Annotated in this window: 15 protein-coding genes; 4 read left to right on the plus strand and 11 right to left on the minus strand. The window is 55.7% G+C overall.

Annotation, left to right across the window (positions count from 1 at the left end; translation table 11 throughout):
* Nucleotides 1-109 precede the first annotated feature (109 nt).
* The gene (locus C4318_02480; GenBank protein MER3454010.1) at nucleotides 110-1,132 is read left to right on the plus strand and encodes a hypothetical protein; all 1,023 of its coding nucleotides are present in this window, start codon (nucleotides 110-112) and stop codon (nucleotides 1,130-1,132) included.
* Nucleotides 1,133-1,190: 58 nt separating this feature from the next.
* Here C4318_02480 and C4318_02485 read toward each other — a convergent pair whose 3' ends face one another.
* On the minus strand, nucleotides 1,191-3,434 hold the full coding sequence (locus C4318_02485; GenBank protein ID MER3454011.1) for an amylo-alpha-1,6-glucosidase: 2,244 nt from the start codon (nucleotides 3,432-3,434) through the stop codon (nucleotides 1,191-1,193).
* Between the two features lie 159 nt (nucleotides 3,435-3,593).
* Here C4318_02485 and C4318_02490 point away from each other — a divergent pair, with 159 nt between their 5' ends.
* Nucleotides 3,594-4,667, plus strand: a complete 1,074-nt coding sequence (locus C4318_02490) for a glycosyltransferase (protein MER3454012.1) — start codon at nucleotides 3,594-3,596, stop codon at nucleotides 4,665-4,667.
* 71 nt (nucleotides 4,668-4,738) lie between these two features.
* On the opposite strand, the gene C4318_02495 is transcribed toward C4318_02490, so the two are convergent.
* The 5 genes from C4318_02495 to C4318_02515 form a co-directional block, all read right to left on the minus strand.
* A complete protein-coding gene (locus C4318_02495; GenBank protein MER3454013.1) occupies nucleotides 4,739-6,370 on the minus strand; it encodes a hypothetical protein in 1,632 nt (543 codons plus the stop codon).
* 51 nt (nucleotides 6,371-6,421) lie between these two features.
* Nucleotides 6,422-8,272: a hypothetical protein gene (locus C4318_02500; GenBank protein MER3454014.1), complete on the minus strand. Its 1,851-nt coding sequence runs from the start codon at nucleotides 8,270-8,272 to the stop codon at nucleotides 6,422-6,424.
* The gene (gene dxs, locus C4318_02505) at nucleotides 8,235-10,124 is read right to left on the minus strand and encodes a 1-deoxy-D-xylulose-5-phosphate synthase (GenBank protein MER3454015.1); all 1,890 of its coding nucleotides are present in this window, start codon (nucleotides 10,122-10,124) and stop codon (nucleotides 8,235-8,237) included. Before dxs ends, C4318_02500 begins: the two co-directional genes overlap by 38 nt.
* A gap of 235 nt (nucleotides 10,125-10,359) precedes the next feature.
* Nucleotides 10,360-11,619, minus strand: coding sequence for a sulfate adenylyltransferase (gene sat, locus C4318_02510; protein MER3454016.1), 1,260 nt, complete (start codon nucleotides 11,617-11,619; stop codon nucleotides 10,360-10,362).
* The gene (locus C4318_02515; protein ID MER3454017.1) at nucleotides 11,609-12,319 is read right to left on the minus strand and encodes a phosphoadenylyl-sulfate reductase; all 711 of its coding nucleotides are present in this window, start codon (nucleotides 12,317-12,319) and stop codon (nucleotides 11,609-11,611) included. Before C4318_02515 ends, sat begins: the two co-directional genes overlap by 11 nt.
* Before the next feature lie 162 nt (nucleotides 12,320-12,481).
* Between C4318_02515 and C4318_02520 the strand changes: the two genes are divergently transcribed.
* Entirely contained in the window at nucleotides 12,482-13,003 is a 522-nt protein-coding gene (locus C4318_02520; protein ID MER3454018.1) for an Rrf2 family transcriptional regulator, read from the plus strand.
* A gap of 123 nt (nucleotides 13,004-13,126) precedes the next feature.
* On the opposite strand, the gene C4318_02525 is transcribed toward C4318_02520, so the two are convergent.
* The 5 genes from C4318_02525 to C4318_02545 form a co-directional block, all read right to left on the minus strand.
* Nucleotides 13,127-13,966, minus strand: coding sequence for a hypothetical protein (locus C4318_02525; protein MER3454019.1), 840 nt, complete (start codon nucleotides 13,964-13,966; stop codon nucleotides 13,127-13,129).
* The gene (locus C4318_02530) at nucleotides 13,963-14,943 is read right to left on the minus strand and encodes an RNA pseudouridine synthase (GenBank protein ID MER3454020.1); all 981 of its coding nucleotides are present in this window, start codon (nucleotides 14,941-14,943) and stop codon (nucleotides 13,963-13,965) included. The genes C4318_02525 and C4318_02530 overlap by 4 nt, the downstream gene beginning before the upstream one ends.
* An 82-nt stretch (nucleotides 14,944-15,025) precedes the next feature.
* Entirely contained in the window at nucleotides 15,026-15,556 is a 531-nt protein-coding gene (gene lspA / locus C4318_02535) for a signal peptidase II (protein MER3454021.1), read from the minus strand.
* Nucleotides 15,526-16,302, minus strand: a complete 777-nt coding sequence (locus tag C4318_02540; protein MER3454022.1) for a hypothetical protein — start codon at nucleotides 16,300-16,302, stop codon at nucleotides 15,526-15,528. The genes lspA and C4318_02540 overlap by 31 nt, the downstream gene beginning before the upstream one ends.
* 312 nt (nucleotides 16,303-16,614) lie before the next feature.
* Nucleotides 16,615-16,971 carry a YggU family protein gene (locus C4318_02545; protein ID MER3454023.1) on the minus strand — a complete coding sequence of 119 codons (357 nt, stop codon included), beginning with the start codon at nucleotides 16,969-16,971 and terminating at the stop codon, nucleotides 16,615-16,617.
* A gap of 108 nt (nucleotides 16,972-17,079) precedes the next feature.
* On the opposite strand from C4318_02545, the gene C4318_02550 reads away from it, so the two are divergent.
* Nucleotides 17,080-20,319: an isoleucine--tRNA ligase gene (locus C4318_02550; GenBank protein ID MER3454024.1), complete on the plus strand. Its 3,240-nt coding sequence runs from the start codon at nucleotides 17,080-17,082 to the stop codon at nucleotides 20,317-20,319.
* Nucleotides 20,320-20,386 lie beyond the last annotated feature (67 nt).

The following is a 20,386-nucleotide window of genomic DNA, read 5'->3' on the forward strand; positions in this document are numbered from 1 at the left end:
GCGATGAGAATACCACTTACGGAATTGCAGTCGGGGAACCGGCGAAAAACTCGTGACTGAAGTACGCTTGAGCAAACAAGGCCTGATAGCGATATGACACTGGCTTAGGATGGAATCTCACTACTTCAAAGACATCGCCCCCAAAATGTCTCTCTTGGCATCGGCCGACAGCTCTGAAGAGGCCATTGCGGTTCTCAAGCAAATCATTGCTTCGCTGGGCTATGAAAGCGAAGTTGTGAGCGGACCCGAGCTCCCTCACGAAGGTTCCAATGTCACGTTTCGCATCGCGCCGTCGGCAGCGCCACACTGGACAATAGAAGCAAAGATGGCGGGAGGCATTGCTCGCGCCCACAGCCCCGAGGCTGAAGCCTTGGCCCGGATTGCATGTGAACTTTTCGGTGCAGTAGTCGCAGCTGTCGAGTTCCGCTCGCGAGTTGCCGCTCTGGATGAGCAACTGCGGGCTGCTATCTCGACTCTCCATCACGACATCAGAACACCGCTCACGTCAATAGCGGGCATGGCCCAAACTCTTCTGATGCGCCCAGGGGTGGAAGACGCCGTCAAAACGGAGTTCTTAGAGCGCATCGAAACTTCGGCAGAGGCTATCACAGCAATGACAGATGAGTTTCGCGCGCGAATCGATGCTCTGCTCACCGTAGCAAATCTACCACCCGAGACAACGCGCTTAGACGAAGCGTTCAAAAGCGCTATCGCAAAAGCTGTCTCTAAGGGTGCCGAAATTACTGTCGTGTCCGCGCCTCAAGGAAGCATCTCGGTTCGGACGCCACCCAACGTCGTCGATGAGATTCTGGATGGGGTTTTCGCACACTTCACAGCCGTTTTGGCCGGGAGAGCCGTGGCGGTTCTACGCGAGGAGAGCACGCGCGCCCCAGCCAGATCTGACACGAATCCCGTAGCTAGAGCAATTCTGAAAGGGCCCGCGTATCCGGGTTACTCACTGCCCTCAGACCTTTCCAAAATTTGGGTACCCGAGGGGGCGCTGCTCTCCAGCGAGCAACCCGAAAAACTCGCTCGCCCCTATCATCTTTGCCAAGCAGCAGGCGGATCGTTGCAAGTGTATAAAGACAGGGACGAACTCGTATTGGAAATCGAGCTCCCCATGTCGGCATGAGAGAAGCGATCTGCCACCAGGTACGCGAGTCAAAAAAGACGCGTTCTCTGCAGCGCCGTCACTTGATGATCACAACGTCTAAGGGACCCTCCCTCTTGAGTACGTTCACGCCCACATCATCTTGATGCCGTGAGAAAAGCAAGGTAGCCGAGGATCCGCCGCATCTGAGACCCGAGATTTTGACCGAGTCTAAAAACGAGGGTAGAGCAGGACGCTCCAAGATTATCCTCCCAGCAACGGCATCTACTTTCAGTCCAAGGCACGCCTTCAGCAACAAAAATACGCTCCCAGCAGACCAGGCCTGGGGATTGCAGGCCACTGGGTATAGAACTGGTTCTTCTTCTACGATCCGGTCGAAACCACAGAACAGCTCGGGCATCCTCATATGGCCGAAATGCCGGACGGCATCGAACAGTCCCCGGGTTATTCGCAAAGCACCTTCCTTGAAACCATAGACAGCCATGCCCTGCGCAATTATCGAGTTATCGTGCGGCCATACAGAGCCGTTGTGATACGCGATTGGATTGTAGAGAGCCTCTCCGCGGGCAACTGTGCGGACTCCCCATCCGCTGAAGAAGTCGGGCGACATGAGGGAGTGGAAGATCTTAGCCGCCCGACTTCTGCCCGCTAGTTCTCCTAACAAAACATGGCCCGCATTCGAACTCCTTACCGCACATTGGCGCTTACGTCCGTCTAGGGCAAGGGCATACATTCCGATCTCATCGCACCAAAAAGCGTCATCGAACCGCTTTTTCAGGTCGGCTGCAGCTGTCCGCTGGGACTTGGCAAAATCTCGTTCGCCAAGCTCATCTGCAATAGCCGCTGCAGCCAGCCGGGCGGCATACGCGTAGGCCTGGACTTCTACAAGGGCTATTGGGCCCTGGGGGATACGCCCATCTGCGTGAAAAACTGCGTCCTTTGAGTCTTTCCATCCCTGATTTTCCAAGCCGTTGCCCTTGTGCCCCTCGTACTCGATCCATCCATCCCCGTCCCTGTCGCCGTAGTTGTCTAGCCAACAGGCTGCGGCATGTATATTTGGCCAGATGCGTTTTATAAACTCGATGTCGCCCGTGTGCCGTAGGTACTGACCGGCGAGCCATACGAACAGTGGAGTGGCGTCGATCGAACCGTAGTACCGCCTGAACGGCACTTCTCCCAGGATCGACATCTCTCCCAGTCTCTCTTCGTGAATGATCTTACCTGGCTCGGCCTGAGAGTAGTCATCTTCGGAAGTCGCCTGAGTAGCCGAGAGATACCCGAGGACTCCTCTAGCCAAGGATGGATTGACGAGCAGAAACTGATAAGCCGTTATGCATCCATCGCGCCCGAAGGGGGCTGAGAACCATGGGATTCCAGCGTAAGGGTAGAAACCGGTCGGCAGAGTCGACGTGAGCGTGCGAATGTCGGCCAGCGAGCGATGAAGCCACGCATTGAACTGCTCGTTGGAGGTGTCTATCTCTGTATCCTCATTCGACATCTCAAGGAGCTGGCCTCTAATCTTCGAGCGAGCTTGCTCGAAAGTAGCCACTACAGGCTTGGCTCGGGATTCACAAGCTACGGCCACCGCAAGTTCGATTTCTTCTTTCGGGCGCATCGCAAAGTAAAAAACCGGCCCCGATTCCGATACGCTATCGGCCACAGGTGTCCAGGTAATCTCTGTTGCCCTTTCCCGCCCATCGAGGCCCAGGTACGAAAAGCGCATCCTTTTGGTAGAGAGGAGCGGGGCGCGCAACTCGCCCCGGGACTCTCTTTTTACTCCGCGAACTTCAAAAATGTCCGAGAAGTCTGCGTCGAAATTCAGGCTTATGACAATCTCGACCGGCTCTGTACCAAAGTTGCAGACCTTTGTAGATTGGTAGCACACAGCATCCCATAGGACCTTTTGGCGACCTATGTGAACCGTTCCATGCGGTAGTGCCAGCTCTTCGTCCAAATAAATGTCCGGGTTGGTTAGGTCTACGATCACTGTGGAGCCATCCGAACTCACCGCCGAAGACAGGAGCAGGAGGGGCTGTCCATTCAAGAGCATTCGTTCGTGACAGAGAAAACGCGTTCCTTCGTGGTACACCCCCTCGTATCCCTGGCTAGGCGTGTGGCCAACCCCGATATCGCCATACTCATCGAAGACGGCAAAGGATTCCCGGTGTTTGAGAACCAAAGTATCGGCAGTGACCCTGGGCGAGGTCGTAGTGATATAGAAATCGTTGATTCTCCAGGCCCTGCGGGTCCGACCCCCAGCCATAAAGTGCGACTCGCTCGCTTCAGTCATGCGATCGGTATACTTCTCTTCTGCACATGACATGAGGTTATATCACCGGCCCACAAAATCGGTTTATCTCGTCGCTCCCAAAGAATTTTGTTCTCGGGAGAAGGCACGAGAAAAGCTCCAGAGTGAACGATTCGAGCATTCAGCGGCTCGGGTTCTTCAAATCCACAAGTGGGCCGCGCCAGGATCCTTAGAATGCAGCACATGACACCCCGCGCAGACACCACCCTTTCCATTGTTTTGATCGCGCCCCCGTGGCTCCCGGTACCGCCAAAAGGATACGGAGGAATAGAGGCGGTAGTTGCTTCGCTTGCCCGACAGCTCGCTCTTAGCGGACACAGCGTTACTTTAGTGGCGTCAGGTGACAGTCAGGTCAACGGAGCAAAGCTAGTAGCGCCTTTCGATCGATCTCAGCGAGACGTCTGGGAGGACTTTCACGTAGAGATGATCCATGTTCTCGAAGGCGTTGCAGATCTCGAAGGCGATGTGTTCCACGACCACTCCCTCATGGGGGCATTGGCATGGGGCGGTATCAAAGAGCCGTTGGTCCATACGATGCATGGTCCTGCTACCGGTAAAATGGGCCGGCTTTATCGAGCGCTCGCCAGAAAAGTCCCGTTGCTAGCCATTTCGCGTCAACAAGCCAAAGATCTGGGTACGGGAGTGTTGGATGTGGTGTACAACTGCGTCGACACCGAGAGATTCCGCCCGTCCACGCGCAAATCCGAGTACGTAGCATTTCTCGGGCGGATTTGCTACGACAAAGGTCCAGACGACGCCGTCAAGGCGGCTCGTAAAGCGGGGGTGCCCATAAAACTAGCAGGCAAGATAGCGAATGCAGAAGAACAAGATTTTTACTCCTCTGTTCTCGAAAGCATGCTCGGTGGCGACGCCGAGTACCTAGGAGAGATTTCCGAAGATGAAAAAGTACAGCTTTTAGCAGAGGCAAGGGCACTGCTGGTGCCAATCAGATGGCCGGAGCCTTTCGGACTCGTGATGGCAGAAGCCCAAGCGTGTGGGACTCCGGTCATCGCCTACCCCAACGGAGCAGCCCCCGAGCTCGTAGAAGACGGAGAGACCGGATTTCTCGTTGACGACGTAGAGGAGATGGCCTCGAAGATACATGCCGTAGAGAGCATTTCTGCTGAGGCATGCCGGAACCGGGCTGTATCGCTCTTCGGGCCCGAACGTATGGCACAAAAGACCGAGGAAGTCTACAAGAGCCTGCTCGATCGACCAGCGAAGGTTCGCGCGGCTGCGGGTAAGTAAAATCCTCCAAGGCCTACCTCGCCTCCGCTGAGAAGAGGACTAGAAGTCAGCACCACCGAGAAACAGCTAGCTCACTCGAGTCTGAGCTTTACAAGTTCGTCCCGGAGCTCGTCGGCCAGCTGGGTTAGCTCGGATGCTTTCTGGGCCAACTCCTTCGAGCTAGAAAGGTATTCCCTCGATCCGTCTGCTACCTGAGCGATAGCGACTACGACCTGATCACTAGCCGACCGTTGCTGGGCAGTCGAGACCGAGATTTCCTTTGTTGCAGAAGAGGTCCACTCCGCAAATCGAGTAATCTCGTCGAGCCGCTCCGCGGCCTCTTCGCCAAGCTTCCCTGCTGCAACAACTTCTCTCGTACCCTCCTCAGTGGCGAGGATTGTCGTGTTGGTCTCAGACTGGATCTCCGATATTAGGCTTCGAATGTCCTCGGTGGCCTCGACACTTCGCTCCGCTAGTTTCCGAACCTCGTCTGCAACCACCGCAAAACCTCGGCCATGCTCACCGGCTCGTGCCGCTTCAATAGCAGCGTTCAAAGCCAAAAGGTTGGTTTGGTCCGCAATGTCAGTGATTAGTTCGAGAATACTGCCAATCTCTTGAGACAGTTCGCCCAACCGTAAGGTCTGCGATGCAATGTACTCGACCTTTTTCGCAATACGGTCGCGGGTCTCCCCCCATCTGTCGACTGCGTCCTTTCCTCGCAGAGCAGCCTCAGAAGTCTTCTCCGCGAGACCTGCTACGCTCTCGGTTAGTTCAGCGATCTGCTTGGCCGCGGCGGCAAGCTCTTCGATGGTCGACGAAGTCTCTACTGCCGCCGACGACTGTTCAGCAGAGAGGGCAGCCTGAGAGTCCGAGGCGACTCTGAGGCTCTGGGCCGTGTCGCTCAACATGTCGGCGTTGCGTCTCAGCCGCAGCGCGAGGGCTCTCCAGTTCGCCACCGCAGTGATGAAGTGAGCGATAACCGGCCGAAGCTCTTCGGGAACCCTGTACGATTCCTCTTCAATCGCCTGGAGTGACTCGAACGTGAGATCGCCCTCGCTGACCCGCCTGAACACCGACGCGAACTCCTCTAGGACCCCCCCTCCTCGCGACTCGAGCGACGTGACTTCGGATGGCAGTCCTCCCGCACGCGCTCCCCCTTCAGTTCCCACTAGTGCAGACGCTAGGCCAGCGATCCAAACCAAAAAAACAGCGGCACCGATGCTACCACCGCCGCCGCGCCCAAAAGCTCCAGAGGCGGCAAGGCCGCCAGCGACCAGCACAGCCGTCGAGGTGGCAACCCCCGCGCCGAGCTCCCTGCCACACAAGCGCCCACTCAACACGGCCGTAGCCGCAGCAGCTCCAACAGCAAGTCCAGGTCTGTCCGCTCCTAGCCCCAAAGCAAGAAGTGACGGACCTAATCCCATCCCTGCACATGCAGCCACAGAGACTTCCGGGGGAACTTGGCTAAGTCGAAGCCCAGCTGTGACTACTGCAGCACAAACCAGGAAGATTGCTACTGATATCAAGACCAGCAGGGGACGATGAAGTCTAGAGCGTTCGACGAATGCCGCTATAAGAACAGAAACAGGAATCGACCAAGCAACAGCCTGCGCAGATAGAACGGCATTTAGAGGGACGTTTACAGCTGAGCCAGTTGTTACGGCACGTCGTCGCCCGCGAGAGGAATCGAGTCCCCCTCCCTCGTCTACCACTTCCCCTTTCATCACCCCAACAAGCCTTCTGCCATCTCTCGGCTCTTCTAAATCATAAAGTTCTCAAATGCTTTGCTCATTCTGTTCCAATGATCGTCCGTAGGAGGCTAGGTGGAGAAAATCGGGTGCTCTCGATGGGGTACCGGCAGGAACATCATTTGCTCTCGCCGTATTTACCAGCTCGCGAACAAAAGCAAACTCAGAGGTGCCATATAACGAGAGGTCATCTGAGACTATAACCATCTGCCCGAGCGCTGCTGTCAGCTTTCCCCACTCTTCTGCAATGGATGGATCAAGGGAGGTTTGGGTTTTCCTGAGCATTACACAGTCTGGATCGTTCACCCAAAACTTTCTATGCATCGGAGCGCGAGCAATCGTATTTCTCCATGCATTAGCAAGTGCGGGTAACGAATCGGTGAGACCATGTACTCGCTGTTGGGGCAAGAAGGTCGGTGCCACATCCGGTCCTATCCGAGCTCCGTCCAGAAGACCGACCACTGGCCACAAGGGGATTCCACACCCCAGCAAAAACACGTCCTCTCCCAATCCCCGTCGGAGCGCTTGAACCCCTAGAACTAGCGCTTCCGCTCTCCCTCGGGGGGTTGCAGATAGGCCGTGCATAGATGCCGCATAACAGAAGTCTATTTTGATGTATCTATAACCAGCCTCTCTCACCCCAGCCCCTAAACGCTCCAACCACTCCAATACTTCAGGGTGAGTGCAGTCGAGAGCGTACGCGAGACCGTTGCCCCCCCACGCAAAATTCAGCATGGCTGGCACTGGAGATCCGTTTGGAAGTTTGAGAAACCAATCAGAGTGGCCTTTATACACCGAAGAATCGGTAGTTGCGACAAAAGGAGCAATCCAAATCCCAGGTATGAACCCAGCCTCTTCGATTTTTCGTGCAATTCCGGCAACTCCAGATGGAAACCTGTCGTTGGTTTCCAACCAGTCTCCAATTGCTCTTTGATAACCATCGTCAAGCTGAAAGACGTCCAGAAAGTGAAGATGCTTCTCCGCTAACGAGAGGTTTTTCAATAGTTCTGCCTCGGAAATCGACGAAAAGTACTGATACCAGGTGCACCAGCCGGAATAGAGCGGAGCTGAGGCCCGAGCGCCTTTCAGTAGCGCCGATGCACCCAAGAGTCGGTCAATCAATGAACGACGTCGATCAAGCTCTGTGGTCGTCAGCGCAACAACGTCGAGGATGTCGCTGCCGAGGGAAGAACTCGGTCTCGTAGAAAAAACTCTTTCCTTACTCGAAGCGGCACTTCCTCCCTCGCTTTCACCTATTCTCGAAATATCGAAGGAGACCGCTAATGCGGTCGGCGTGCCGAAAAAACATGCTGGGGCACGCCGGCCGTCGAGGGTAGCTACTACGAGATCTTCTAGAGCCAGGATGCTCTCTGATTCGGCAAGTATGGGCCCTTTTACAGGGGGCTCTAGATGAGAAAAATGCGACATCGCCGCCATGTCTATGCCGGGCCGCTCTATGGCCTCACCAGCGCGAGCTATTCCGGTAAAGGACCACGACTGGTACCCATTGCGCCAGTAACTTTCGCCATCCCGTACCGGACGGTCGAACTCTACAACTAGGTACCGCTTAGCAACAGCCATATCTCGAGAAACAGCGGTCCCAAACGATCCGCCAGAGCCGTTGTCAGTTGCACGCCGTCTTTGGTCTTGTCCTACCTGGCCAGCAGGGAGCCGTACTGCTAACCAGAGCTCCGACGGAGAGGAGTTGATCTCACTCAGCACTTCGTCCGGAGAGACAGGAATCGGGTCCATCCCAGGAGTGGTGATATAAGCGGCCGTGGGCTCTGGCAACGGTGCAGCCGAAGCTGTCATTTTGGGTCTCCGAGAAGACACACTGGTATCAACTGCTAGCTGCGTCCGAAATCGGAGCACGCTCATTCAAGTAAGTCAGGACCCTACGGCAGATCCCCTCGGCATCCATCTTGAGACGCTCAAACCAGCGGTCCTGCGAGGCATGCTCTAAGAATCTGTGAGGAACGCCAATTCTTATCAAATCAACATTCAAGCGTCGTTCGGCCAGCTCTTCGAGTACAGCCGAGCCGAAACCACCGGCAAGAACATTGTCTTCTAGCGTGAACACGGCATCACAGCCGCTCACGTACTCTGGAAGCGCAGGATCCAACGGCTTTACAAACCTAGAATCTACAAGTCGTACCGAGACGCCGTTTGCTTCGAGCTTGTCCGCGGCCTCGGCCGCTATTGTGACCATCTTGCCCGTGGCCAAAAAACAGACATCGCTCCCGTCCCGTAAAACTTCCCAAGACCCAACGGGGATCTCAACGGGAGCTCTATGCCCGGATGAGGGAAGGCTTCCTTTAGGGAAGCGAATAGCGAAGGGGCCATCATGACTCAATGCAGTCGCTATTAGATCTCTTAGCGCCCACTCGTCTCGGGGAGCTGCAACGACCATGTTGGGCAGAGCTCGAAGATATGTGAGATCGAAGACCCCATGGTGAGAAGGCCCATCATCGCCGGTTATTCCAGCCCTGTCGATAACGAACAGCACGGGAAGATTGTGTAAACAAACATCCATCATCAACTGGTCGAAAGCTCGCTGAAGGAACGTCGAGTAAATTGCGACTACCGGCCTAGCTCCACCCATCGCCAAACCAGCCGCAAACACAGTCGCGAACTGTTCTGCGATTCCGACATCGAAGACACGCTCGGGATACTTCTCTGCAAGCTTGGAAAGGCCTGTGGGAGAAGCCATAGCAGCAGTTATGGCGAGGACGTCGGAGCGCCTCTCGGCAACCCTGCACAACTCCTCCGCAAACGCCGCTGTCCACGAGCGGGCCTTCGGCTTGGTAGGCTTTCCCGTCTCAGGATCGAAAGCCCCGAGCGCGTGAAGCTTCTCTACCTCGTCTTCGACAGCAGGGCCGTAGCCATGACCCTTTTCGGTGAGAACATGCACGAGGACAGGCCCTTCTACATCCTTGGCTAGATGTAGTGCTTGCTCAAGAGAGCCGAGGTCGTGACCGTCAATAGGACCCGCGTAGTAAAACCCCAAGTCTTCGAAGATAACTTGGGGGGCTACAAGCTGCTTGATTCCTTGCTTCACCCGTCGAGCTTCGGCCGCGAGGGACTCGCCTACTCTAGGAATCGCCGTCAGAATGTTCTCAATCTCTCGCTTTGCCCGTCGATACCGAGGGCTCAGCCGTAATCTAGAAAGATAAGAGGCAATGCTTCCTACAGTGGGTTGATAGCTTCTCCCGTTGTCGTTCAACACAACCAGGACGTCGAGTGCCATTGCCCCAATGTTGTTGAGAGCCTCGAGTGCTACCCCACCGGTCAGCGCACCGTCTCCCACGACAGCTACTACCTTGCCCTCAATTCCGGCCCTCCGCCGCGCCTCGGCCAGCCCAGCAGCGTACCCTAGCGAGACCGAAGCATGGGAGTTCTCCACAAGATCGTGTACGGACTCCGCCCTCGACGGATAACCCGAAAGGCCGCCCTCCTGGCGAAGGGTGTCAAAGCGGTGAGAGCGGCCAGTCACAATTTTGTGAACGTAGGCTTGATGACCGGTGTCCCATACTATGGCGTCCTTGGGGCTGTCGAAGACCCTATGAACGGCCAGCGTCAGTTCGACAACCCCGAGGTTAGGACCGAGGTGGCCACCCGTTTTCGACACCGAATCCACGAGGAACTTCCGAATCTCGGAAGCAAGTTCGTCTAGCTCCGCTCGGTCGAGAGTTTTTAGATCCGCAGGCGATTCGATTTTCTCCAGTATCACAGAGCGACCCTCCGACCTCTGGCTTGAGATAGTGCTACTAATGACATACTCGAGTGCCCTCGGGAATAGATCGCAAGATCTGTTCGTCCGCCCCAGCCGCCTCTGCCTTCTGGCAAGTCATGCGAACGCTCAAACTGACTCTAGGATACAGCCCGCGTGCTTATGGGGGGATTCTTGCATGACCTACATGTCCACTAACGCACTTTCCGAAAAACGCTGGTCGATATCCGCTGACTTAGGCTTGGGAATGCTGAACAGCGTGGCGTCTCAGCAACTCCGCGACCTCTGGCCTCGTGAAGGACTCGGGGAGCGAACGGCCCTGGCGCAGATACTCTCGCACTCGGGTTCCCGAGAGGTGCCGGCGCTCAGACTCGGAATGACCGCAGGTTTTGGCAGTTGCCATCTGGTCACATTTGACGCAGTAAAAAGCATGCTCGAAAAAGAGGGGGACGATTCCTAACTCGGAGATGTCAAATGACGACACGAATTCCTGAGCCTCGTAAGTTCCGTAGTAGTTGCCAACTCCTGCGTGGTCCCGTCCGATGATGAAGTGCGATGCACCATAGTTTCGTCTCACCAATGCGTGGTGCAGAGCTTCCCGGGGCCCGGCATACCGCATAGGAGCTGGAAAGGAAGCAATCATAACGCGATCCTTAGGAAAGTAGTGCTCCACCAGTGCCTCGTAACAACTCATCCTCACATCTGCTGGGATGTCGTCATCCTTGGTAGTCCCAACTACCGGGTGGATGAGCAGTCCATCGGTGATCTCCAGAGCACACTTGCATAAATACTCGTGGGCTCGGTGGATCGGATTTCGGGTCTGGAAAGCAACTACTTTCTTCCATCCAGCCTCAATAAATGCTCTGCGGGTTTCTTGAGGAGTAAATGCGTATCCTGGGTACGGCGGATCAATCTTTTCTAACACCTTAACTCGACCCGCGGCGCGATACCGGCCGTCTTCGAAGAGCCTGGCCACTCCAGGATGGCGTTCGTCGTCGGTTTTGAAGACGGCCCGGGCCTCAGTAGCGAGATCTACTTCGAAGACATCTTGGAGCTCAATGATCGCAAGTGGTTTTCCCAACTCCGGACTCCACCACTGTTGCTCCGAGTAGGCGACGTTGCCCGCTGGTTCACCGGAGGCCACCAGAGCCACAGCGCCAACGCGCTCGGAAGCTACAGCATTGGCCTCTTCATCGTCGAAGGGCAATGAAATCGGTATGGCCCATAAAGCCCCGGACTCTAGGCGGCACTCCTGGAGAACGCAGTTGTAGTCTCGCTTCGATAGGTACCCCTCCAAAGGCGAGTATGCTCCAATTGCGAGCAACACGAGGTCCCAGTAGTGATGGTCCTGGATCCGTTTTACCATCACTTTCGTGCCCTTGAGGGAGTCCAGGTACGATACAACCTTCTCCTCGGAGGAGTCGCCCTGTGAGTCGTCGTAGAGTCTGAGATCTACGAGCTCTCCTCGGGGAGGAGAGGGGATCTCAGCGGGCATGCAACCCGCACTCTGTCTTGGCGAACCCGGACCAGCGTCCCGCTCTGGGATCCTCTCCCTTGGCCACTGGTCTAGTGCATGGCGCACAACCTATGGACGGATACCCCCTATCGTGGAGAGGGTTGTACGGAAGGTTGTGAGCGCGCACGTACTCCCACACTTGCTCGGAGTTCCAAGTTACTATGGGATTTGCCTTGTAGAGTCCAAAGGCTTCGTCGTATCCAAACACAGGAGCGTTGGCTCTAGTAGGTGATTGCTCTCGCCGAATGCCGGTGATCCAGCACGCGTATCCTTGGAGAGCTCTCTCCAGAGGCTGAACTTTGTTGAGCTTGCAACACAGGTCTGGGTCACGCAGATAGAGTTGTCTCCCGTACTGGCTGGCCTGCTCCATGATCGTGTGACCGGGCCTGATCGTCTCGAAGGGCAAGTTATAACGGGACTCTACAACCTTCTGTGTCTTCTCGGTCTCCGAGAAAAGAAACCCCGTGTCCAGCGAGAACACCCGGACCTCTTCGGAGATACGGGAGATCATGTCCACCAAAACGATGTCCTCTGCCTGGAAGGAACAGGCTAGGGTGACATTTGTCGCCCCGAACGTCTCCACGACAAAACGCAAGATTTCCTCGGGAGGCTCACCTTCTAGGTTTCGGGCGATTTCAGCAGCATCGTGGGGAGTTATGCTCGTCTTAGCCGTGGACATCTCACCTCCAGAACTAACATCGCAAGCAGTGTACACGGAACGTTTCGTTGTAGCCTTTCGTTACTAGCAACAGACTGCAATACGATTGCGATGGCTCACACAATCGGAGTACGGCCGCCCTGAGATAGAATAAAAGCAAAGCCTCGAGAATGACTCGGGCCAATGGCAATCCCTGAGCCAGGTCTCGAAAGGTGGCTAACCGTGACTATGAAAATTTCTACAAAAGGGGACTACGCCACAAGGGCGCTACTTGCGCTGGCCTTGAGAGATGGGCCAGCCTCTGTGCGTGACATAGCCAAGTCCACCGGCCTGCCGCAGGCATACCTTGAACAGATCATGCTCGTCATGAAGGCCGCGGGATTGGTTGAAGCCAAGAGGGGGGTGCAGGGCGGATACTCCCTGGCGAGGCCCGCAAATGAGATATCACTCAAAGAGATTGTAGAGGCAGCGGAGGGAAGCGTAGCTCCCCTGGGCTGTGCAGCTATCGAGCCTGACACGAGCTGCATTGAAGAAGGGGAGTGCGCCTTGCAGCTAGTGTGGATAAAAGTCAGAGGCGCGGTCTCCGACATCCTCGACTCGGTCAGCCTAGAGGATGTCGCAGAAGATACGAGAAGAATCAAGGCTGCTCGTCGGCGGAGCAAGAGCCCGTTGGCTCTCTCGAGGATATCCCGCTCAGCAGTGTAAAACTTTTTGAGTTGTCTGCGGATCTGGGCTCCATTTCCATAGCGACTGGCCAACTGGGAGACTAGCCAACTGGGAAAGGAGTAGGGGCGCCGGCTTATGTATGGTGTTTTCAGGGGGGGCAGATCACCCCAACGCTAGCCTGAAAGACACGTTCTCTGCCCGGACTCCCACAGGAGCCAGGTCCACCAATAGGACCGCCGAGTTTTGTTGTAGCTGCACAAGGCCGTCTTCGGGCCCGGAGACAATTGCCCCAAAAACAATGTTTCCATCTCTAAGCCTGGCGATAGCAGCGTCAACCGCGGCAGCCTCGTTTGTGTACCACTCTTTGGCAGGTGAAGGGGAAGGGGAGGCGGCGAGCGCAGCCGTAAGCCCTTTACGCTGGGTCTCTAAAACCTGCAATCGGTGCAATCTCCACTCTTCTACCGCGTAGTCAACCTTGTTGCCACCCTTGACCGATTCAGGAAGCGTTACGCCGTCACCAACTATCGCCTCCTCTAATTCGACCCCCGCAGGAAGCGAATACTCCGCGATGCGGGGTCCAGTGATCGCAGACCTGAATGTCACTACAGCCACCCGGATCTCGCGCCCTCCCGCTACGTCCTCTAAAGCTCTGCGACGGGTCTCGACATAGGCTTGAAGGTCCTGTCCTGGGGGAGGCCCCACGACTACAACAGACAACACGCGCCCGGGGCCGGGATCTACCGAAAGATAAATGGCAAGTGCCGTGAGAAGTACGATGGTCGCCAAAAACACACCCGTCTCTACCTTGTGGCTACCAACCCATGCCCAGAGCGTGGCCGCCACCCCTCCCCCGTCGCGCTCCTCGGCGGTCGCGGCCATTCTCGCTCTTGCCTTTGAACGCCTTGGTTCGGGCACCTTGACGCTTATAGGCAATTCGTCGGATACAGAGCGGTGTGGCTCCGCTTGCTCGAGCCGCTTCAAGGGGTCGTCCGGCTCGCTCATATGGCTACTCCTTCTAAAGAGCCGAACACCGGGGTTCCAAGGGCAAAAAGAGCACTGACAAGATCGGGGGGTAAGGCCGACTCGAACACCAACCACTCTTTTGTGAAGGGGTGCTCAAATTCGAGTCGATAGGCGTGGAGAAACGGCCTCTCAAGGTAGCTCATGGCTTTTTGGATAGCGACTCGGTGGTTCCGAGAATTGCGGCGGCCATATATCGAATCGCCACACAGCGGATGGCCGATGGCTTGCATGTGAACCCTTATCTGGTGAGTCCTTCCTGTATCGAGTTCGACTTCGGCCAGGGAGCACTCCTCCCAATACGCTAGCCGAGTATAATTTGTCGCCGCCGGCTTTCCTCCCAACACCACAGCCCTCTTAGTCGGATCGTGTGGGTCTCTCCCGATGGGCCCTTCGATCCTCCCTGTATCGGCCTCTAGAACACCTGCAGCCAAGGCTAGGTATTTTCGCGTGACTTTTTTCGACGAGAATGCAGATACAAGGAATGCGTATGCCTCGGAATCGAGAGCCACCACCATAAGACCCGAGACATCTTGGTCGAGACGGTGCACTATTCCTGGCCGGTCTGGCTCGCCAACAGCCGTTATTTGCGGCCACCTTGCGAGCAATCCCGAAACGAGCGTGGGGCCGCTCACGCTCGACGCTGGGTGGACAGGTATACCTGCGGGCTTGGATACGACTCCCACGTGCTCATCCTCGTGAAGCACTTCGAGATCCATCTCTATTGGATGGACTCCCACATCGCTGTCTTCGAGCTCGGCAAAGGCTCGGTCCCCCACGCTAAGGCGTAGCGACGGAGCGACCCTCGCTTTATTGGCTACGCCTGCCTTGCCTTCCTTTATGAGGCTGGCTGCTTTAGCACGGGAGATGCCGGCCAGCGCAGAAAGTACCTGATCTAGCCTCAACCCGGACAAGTGCTCAGGAACTTCGAACTCAACAGTACGTGATCCTCCTGCCATGGGCTACCCACACTCCCCTCGCCTCTTCAAGCTGTAACCGGACGACTGCATTTCCACTTCCTAAGTTGCGAAGAGAGCGAGGTCACGAAGCATCTCCACTGATCTCCGGAGATGTCTCTCGTGGCCAGCCCAAAAGTCTATGTATTACGAAAAGACTCACCCCCACTACCATCGCGGAATCCGCCAAATTGAACGCAGGCCAAAACGAAAAGGCAATGAAGTCCGTAACTTTTCCAGCCGGAGCTACGAGTCGATCCCAGGAGTTACCGACCAAACCACCGAGCAATAACCCCGCAGATACTCGTTGTATTGGGTGCGCAGCTCTGGAAGACCAAACGAAAAGAGCTGCGCCAACCGGAATAGCCAATCCCAAAAACACCCAGCGGCCACCCTGCAGGATGCCGAAAGCAGCCCCCGTGTTGTATACCAGGCGAAGTTGGAAAAAGTCCCCTACGAGCTCGACCGATCGTGAAGACAGGGTAGACCTTGCCCACGCCTTCGACGATTGATCTAGTAACAAGATTACAGCGGGCAGCACGAGTGGCCCCGTCGGGGCCAAGAGAGCAGATAGATTCCGCCGCCTCAGAACCTGCGCTCCTCCCGCCGCTTGCATTCGATACACAGCTCAGCATACGGAAGGGCTTCTAGCCTCAAACGCTCTATTGGATTTCCGCAGCGTTCGCAGAGGCCATAGGTGCCCTTGGCAATTTTTTGCATCGCCCGCTCTACCTTTTCTAGCAACTCTCTCATTCTGATACTTAGCGACTCTTCTCGCTCTTGCTCGGCCAGAGTACTGGCGCCCTCTCCGGACTCCTCAGTGAATGCATCGTCTCGGTCCTCTCGATCCTCGGCTAAGATTTGTCTTTCTTTTTCAAGCTCTTCTATCTGAGCAAGTAGCCTTAGCCGTTCCTCTTCGAGCCTCTTGCGAGCAGTGGCGAGCAACCGAGCAGGGAGTTTGGCTCCACGCTTTTTCGAAGAGGCTTTTGGTTCAGCGGCTTTCCTGACCGATGACCTAGAAACCGTAGACCTTCTGGCGGCACTTGGTTGTTTGGTAGTTTGGGCCCTGCTTTTTGTTGTCGTAATCTGTTTAGCCTTTGAACCCGATACCTTTGCTCTACCAGTTCCCCCTTCTTCCTTGGCAGTCTTAGCTCTCTTTGTGACCGCTGACTTTGCCCCGGCACTCCTTCCGGACCGGGAGCTCTCCTTGGCGGTCGGCTTAACCTGAGTCTGCTTATCTGCTTTTGTGGCGGCTTTGGAAGCTTTGCTCTTTGTAGCGCGGGATCCCTGAGCTGATGTTTTCTTAGCGATCTCCTTTGCCGACGAGGTCTTCTTTGCGGTGTCTTTATTTTTTGTGGTCATCTTTGCCGCCGCTTTACTCCACCTTGCTATCTATCGGTCGATCAACCTAACCACCTCGCCCCTGTCACTTTAGGCGACCAAGTTTTGGAAAGTTCCACTATTGAGGCGTTCGGAGTTGCGAATACAGCCTCTTCTTTCTGCCGGCCCTTTGAGGTGTCATACCGACCTTCTTTCGACGGATCCGTATCAGGGAAAGCGTTGATGCTACCTTGCAATAAGCGCAGCAACATAGCACAGGCCCCCCAGGGGGTCAATCGAATTGAATATGGCCAAGTCCGGCCAGACTGTAGGGAACTAGGAGGGCCAGGTGCCTCACTTTCTCGAAGAACCGGCGCGGTGGAGAACGGACTCCAAGAGCTTGGCAGCCATGGAGCGGTCCGTACCTTCCACTGCCACCCGCTTTTTTCGGGCGCTGTGGCCAGATATGATCTTGACGCTAGAGAGTCCCACCCCCAGAGTTTTGGATAGAAACTGCACGAGTGCATCATTGGCCCGTCCTCCAACCGGAGGCGCGGCAACGCTTATCTTTAGGGCATCTCCATGACGGCCGAGCACTTTGGTCTTGCCCGCTGCTGGTTGTACATGGACATAAAACGCTATACCAGTTTCGGTCTCCTCTAAGAGCTCTTCTAATGAAGCCAAGCTGATTCCCCTTCGCTTTTGACACATGCGTAATTATCCTAGTAGCCGTCCGATTATGCCTAGAAAGCCGGCGTAGGCGGGAGATTCGGCCGCTCTAGGTTGCCACGCTGTCATTTGAAGTCCGCGGAGGCTCAGTTGTTCGATCCGGTGAGTCCCAGTGTCAATTTCAAAGAGTTAGAGGAGCGCATTCTCGACTCGTGGAAGCGCAATGGTGTTGTGGAAGAAGCCCTTGCTGAAAAGGAAGACAGGCCCCGTTTCGTTTTTTACGAAGGCCCTCCTACAGCCAACAATCGACCCGGCCTTCACCACGTTTGGGCAAGGGTGTTCAAGGACATCTATTGCAGATACAAAACAATGCGAGGGTTTTTCGTACCCAGAAAAGCTGGCTGGGACTGTCATGGCCTCCCCGTAGAGCTGGAAATAGAAAAAGAACTCGGCATCGAGCGTAAAGCTGAGATCGAGACGTTCGGGATAGACCGCTTCAACGCAAAATGTCGAGAGTCGGTTCAGCGTTACGTCGTCGATTGGGAAGCGCTTACCGAGCGAATCGGGTTCTGGCTCGATGTCGAAAGCGCTTACTGGACAATGCACAACGACTACATAGAATCGGTTTGGTGGCAGCTCGGACGTGTCTGGGACAAGGGCCTACTCTACAAAGACACTAAAGTCGTCCCCTACTGCCCCAGGTGCGGTACAGCGCTCAGCTCTCACGAGGTGGCCCAAGGGTACCAAGAGATCGAGGACCCCTCGGTGTACGTTCGATTCCCGATGATCGAAGGCATGGGAGCAGGCTCTGCATCGCTGCTCGTGTGGACAACCACTCCATGGACACTAGTCTCCAACGTCGCCGTGGCGGCTCATCCCACAGAGCGGTATGTAGAAGTGGAGTACTTGGGCGAACGGCTAATCCTAGCCGAAGCACGTCTAGCAGCAGTATTCAAAGATGCAATCGATAACTGCAGGGTGCTGGCTAGCTTCGCCGGATCGGAACTGGCGGGCAGGTATGAACGTCCATTCGATTACCTCGAACCTGAAACATCAGAGGCTGCTTACACGGTCGTTCACGATGACTTCGTAACCATGGAAGAAGGCACCGGGCTAGTACACCTAGCACCAGCATTTGGAGAAATCGACCGGGAGGTGGGAAAGCGGTACGGCCTCGGAGCACCTAACCCCGTCGATGCTGAAGGGAAATTCGACGCGCGTGTAAAAGAACTGGAAGGGATACCGGTACGAAGCGCTAATACAGCTCTTATTGAAAAACTTGATCGCAGCGGTAGATTGTTCCGATCTGAAACCTATCGCCACAGTTATCCGCACTGCTGGCGGTGCAACACCCCGCTCATTTACTGGTCGACAGCGACCTGGTACATCCGCACAACTCAGTACCGCTCGGCAATGCTTGAGGAGAATTCCCGGATCGGATGGCATCCCGAGCACATAAGAGACGGCCGCTTTGGCGACTGGCTCGCCAACAACGTCGACTGGTCCCTGAGCCGGGATCGATACTGGGGTACGCCTTTGCCAATCTGGACGTGCGACAAGGGGCATGCGACATTCGTGGACTCCAAGGCGAAACTGGCTGAACTAGCAGGACGAGACCTAGGAGACCTCGACCTCCACAGACCTTACGTGGACGAGATAACGATCGAGTGCCCCCAATGTCCGCCGAACGATCGATCCCTTGCCCAGCGAGAGCAGGCGGTCCTTGACGCGTGGTTCGACTCGGGGGCAATGCCGGCAGCGCAGTTTGCCTATCCGTACACACCTGACTCCAGCGAGCGCTTCGAGAAGAACTTTCCAGCTGATTTCATAGCCGAGGGAATCGACCAGACTCGGGGTTGGTTTTACTCGCTTCTCGCCATCTCTACTTTGGTATTTGGACGTTCTAGCTACAAGAACGTCCTGTGCCTCGGTCACATCGTAGACGCCGAGGGCCGCAAGATGTCAAAGCGGCTGGGCAACGTCATCGATCCGTGGACAATCCTCGACAAACAAGGGGCCGATGCACTTCGGTGGTACTTCGTCTCCTCCGGTTCTCCATGGGTCTCGAGCAGAGTATCCATGGAAGCCATCGAGAAGTCCACCAGCCAGTTCTTACTTACCCTATGGAACACGTACTCGTTTTTCGTCACCTACGCAAGAGCGGATCGCTTCGATGGGAGCGGCGATCCCCCGCCACTGTCAGAGCGCCCACTTTTAGACCGCTGGATACTGTCCCGCCTCTCTCAAACTGTCACCGACGTTACTGAGGCATTGGAGTCCTACGATGCGCTCACCGCCTCGCGCAAACTCGAGGCTTTCGTCAAAGACGTTTCCAACTGGTACGTTCGTCGGAGTCGACGAAGATTTTGGTCAGCTAGGTCTGCCGTATCCGAAAAGGACAAGGAGGCGGCGTACCACACTCTCTTGGAAGTCTTAGTCACTGTGGCCCGATTGCTAGCTCCAATCTGTCCTTTCGTCTCCGAAGAAATCTATCTAAATCTGTCTTTGTCCGTTGAAGGCAAACCCAGAAGCGTCCACCTAGACAACTGGCCTGAGCCTTGCGTTGAGGCAGTTGACAACGACCTGGAAAAGGCTGTCGCGACTGTCCGGCGCCTCGTGACCCTCGGACGTGCGGCCCGTACGCAAGCCCGCATAAAGATCCGCCAACCTCTTCGCCGAGCGCTGCTCTCTGTTCCTTGGACCAATGCGGACTCTCCGTCGGAACGGTCGTTACAAAAGACTCACGCGGTTTTTTCGGAGTTGCTTGACTCCCTAAAAGAAGAACTCAACGTCGACTCCATCGAGTGGGCGGATCCGGCATCGATGCGAGCAATGGTGGATATCCGCCTCAAGCCCAACTACAAGAGCGTCGGCCCCAAGCTGGGGAAAGCGGCCAAGGCGCTGCCTGAGGCCCTTGCATCGATAGATGCACGAGAGGCCGCGGCTCACTTGGAACGTGGACAGACTGTTAGTGTCAATGTGGGTGGCACGGTTGTAGAACTAGACTCCGAGGACCTAATAGTTGAAAGGGTTTCTCCCAAAGAATTCGCTGTCGCCATGGAAGGCGACTTTGGCGTTGCCCTTGACACACGCGTCGACGACGAGCTGAGAGCGAGAGGGCTTTTGCGAGAGCTGACACACAAGCTTCAAGACCTGCGCAAGCAAGCGCGCCTAGAGGTATCAGACAGAATCGATCTCTGGCTTGTGGCACCTCATGACGAGCGATTGGCAGCAGTCATAAAAGGTAACGCTGCCGAGATCGCCAGCGAGCTTCTTGCCGTGTCCCTGATCGAAGAAACCCCACCCGAGGGCGACGTAGCGATCAAAAAAGAAATAGAGCTCGACGGCTCCAGCGTCATTGCTGGGTTGAGGCGCGCCACGGGCTCGTAGACACCTCGGACCGGTAAGGAGGATTCGCAAACTCAGGCGCTCGACCTTGGAGCGATCAACGCCAGTC

Source organism: Acidimicrobiia bacterium (assembly GCA_040289475.1).
Lineage (GTDB): Bacteria > Actinomycetota > Acidimicrobiia > ATN3 > PSLF01 > PSLF01.

What these genes read in the sequence shown, in the direction of transcription:
- C4318_02545 (MER3454023.1), bottom strand. Translation starts at nt 16,971, where the DNA reads ATGTGTCAAAAGCGAAGGGGAATCAGCTTGGCTTCATTAGAAGAGCTC.
- C4318_02520 (MER3454018.1), top strand. Translation starts at nt 12,482, where the DNA reads ATGGCAATCCCTGAGCCAGGTCTCGAAAGGTGGCTAACCGTGACTATG.
- C4318_02490 (MER3454012.1), top strand. Translation starts at nt 3,594, where the DNA reads ATGCAGCACATGACACCCCGCGCAGACACCACCCTTTCCATTGTTTTG.
- C4318_02515 (MER3454017.1), bottom strand. Translation starts at nt 12,319, where the DNA reads ATGTCCACGGCTAAGACGAGCATAACTCCCCACGATGCTGCTGAAATC.
- C4318_02495 (MER3454013.1), bottom strand. Translation starts at nt 6,370, where the DNA reads ATGAAAGGGGAAGTGGTAGACGAGGGAGGGGGACTCGATTCCTCTCGC.
- sat (MER3454016.1), bottom strand. Translation starts at nt 11,619, where the DNA reads ATGCCCGCTGAGATCCCCTCTCCTCCCCGAGGAGAGCTCGTAGATCTC.
- C4318_02540 (MER3454022.1), bottom strand. Translation starts at nt 16,302, where the DNA reads ATGACCACAAAAAATAAAGACACCGCAAAGAAGACCTCGTCGGCAAAG.
- C4318_02480 (MER3454010.1), top strand. Translation starts at nt 110, where the DNA reads ATGGAATCTCACTACTTCAAAGACATCGCCCCCAAAATGTCTCTCTTG.
- lspA (MER3454021.1), bottom strand. Translation starts at nt 15,556, where the DNA reads ATGCAAGCGGCGGGAGGAGCGCAGGTTCTGAGGCGGCGGAATCTATCT.
- C4318_02530 (MER3454020.1), bottom strand. Translation starts at nt 14,943, where the DNA reads ATGGCAGGAGGATCACGTACTGTTGAGTTCGAAGTTCCTGAGCACTTG.
- C4318_02525 (MER3454019.1), bottom strand. Translation starts at nt 13,966, where the DNA reads ATGAGCGAGCCGGACGACCCCTTGAAGCGGCTCGAGCAAGCGGAGCCA.
- C4318_02500 (MER3454014.1), bottom strand. Translation starts at nt 8,272, where the DNA reads ATGAGCGTGCTCCGATTTCGGACGCAGCTAGCAGTTGATACCAGTGTG.
- C4318_02485 (MER3454011.1), bottom strand. Translation starts at nt 3,434, where the DNA reads ATGTCATGTGCAGAAGAGAAGTATACCGATCGCATGACTGAAGCGAGC.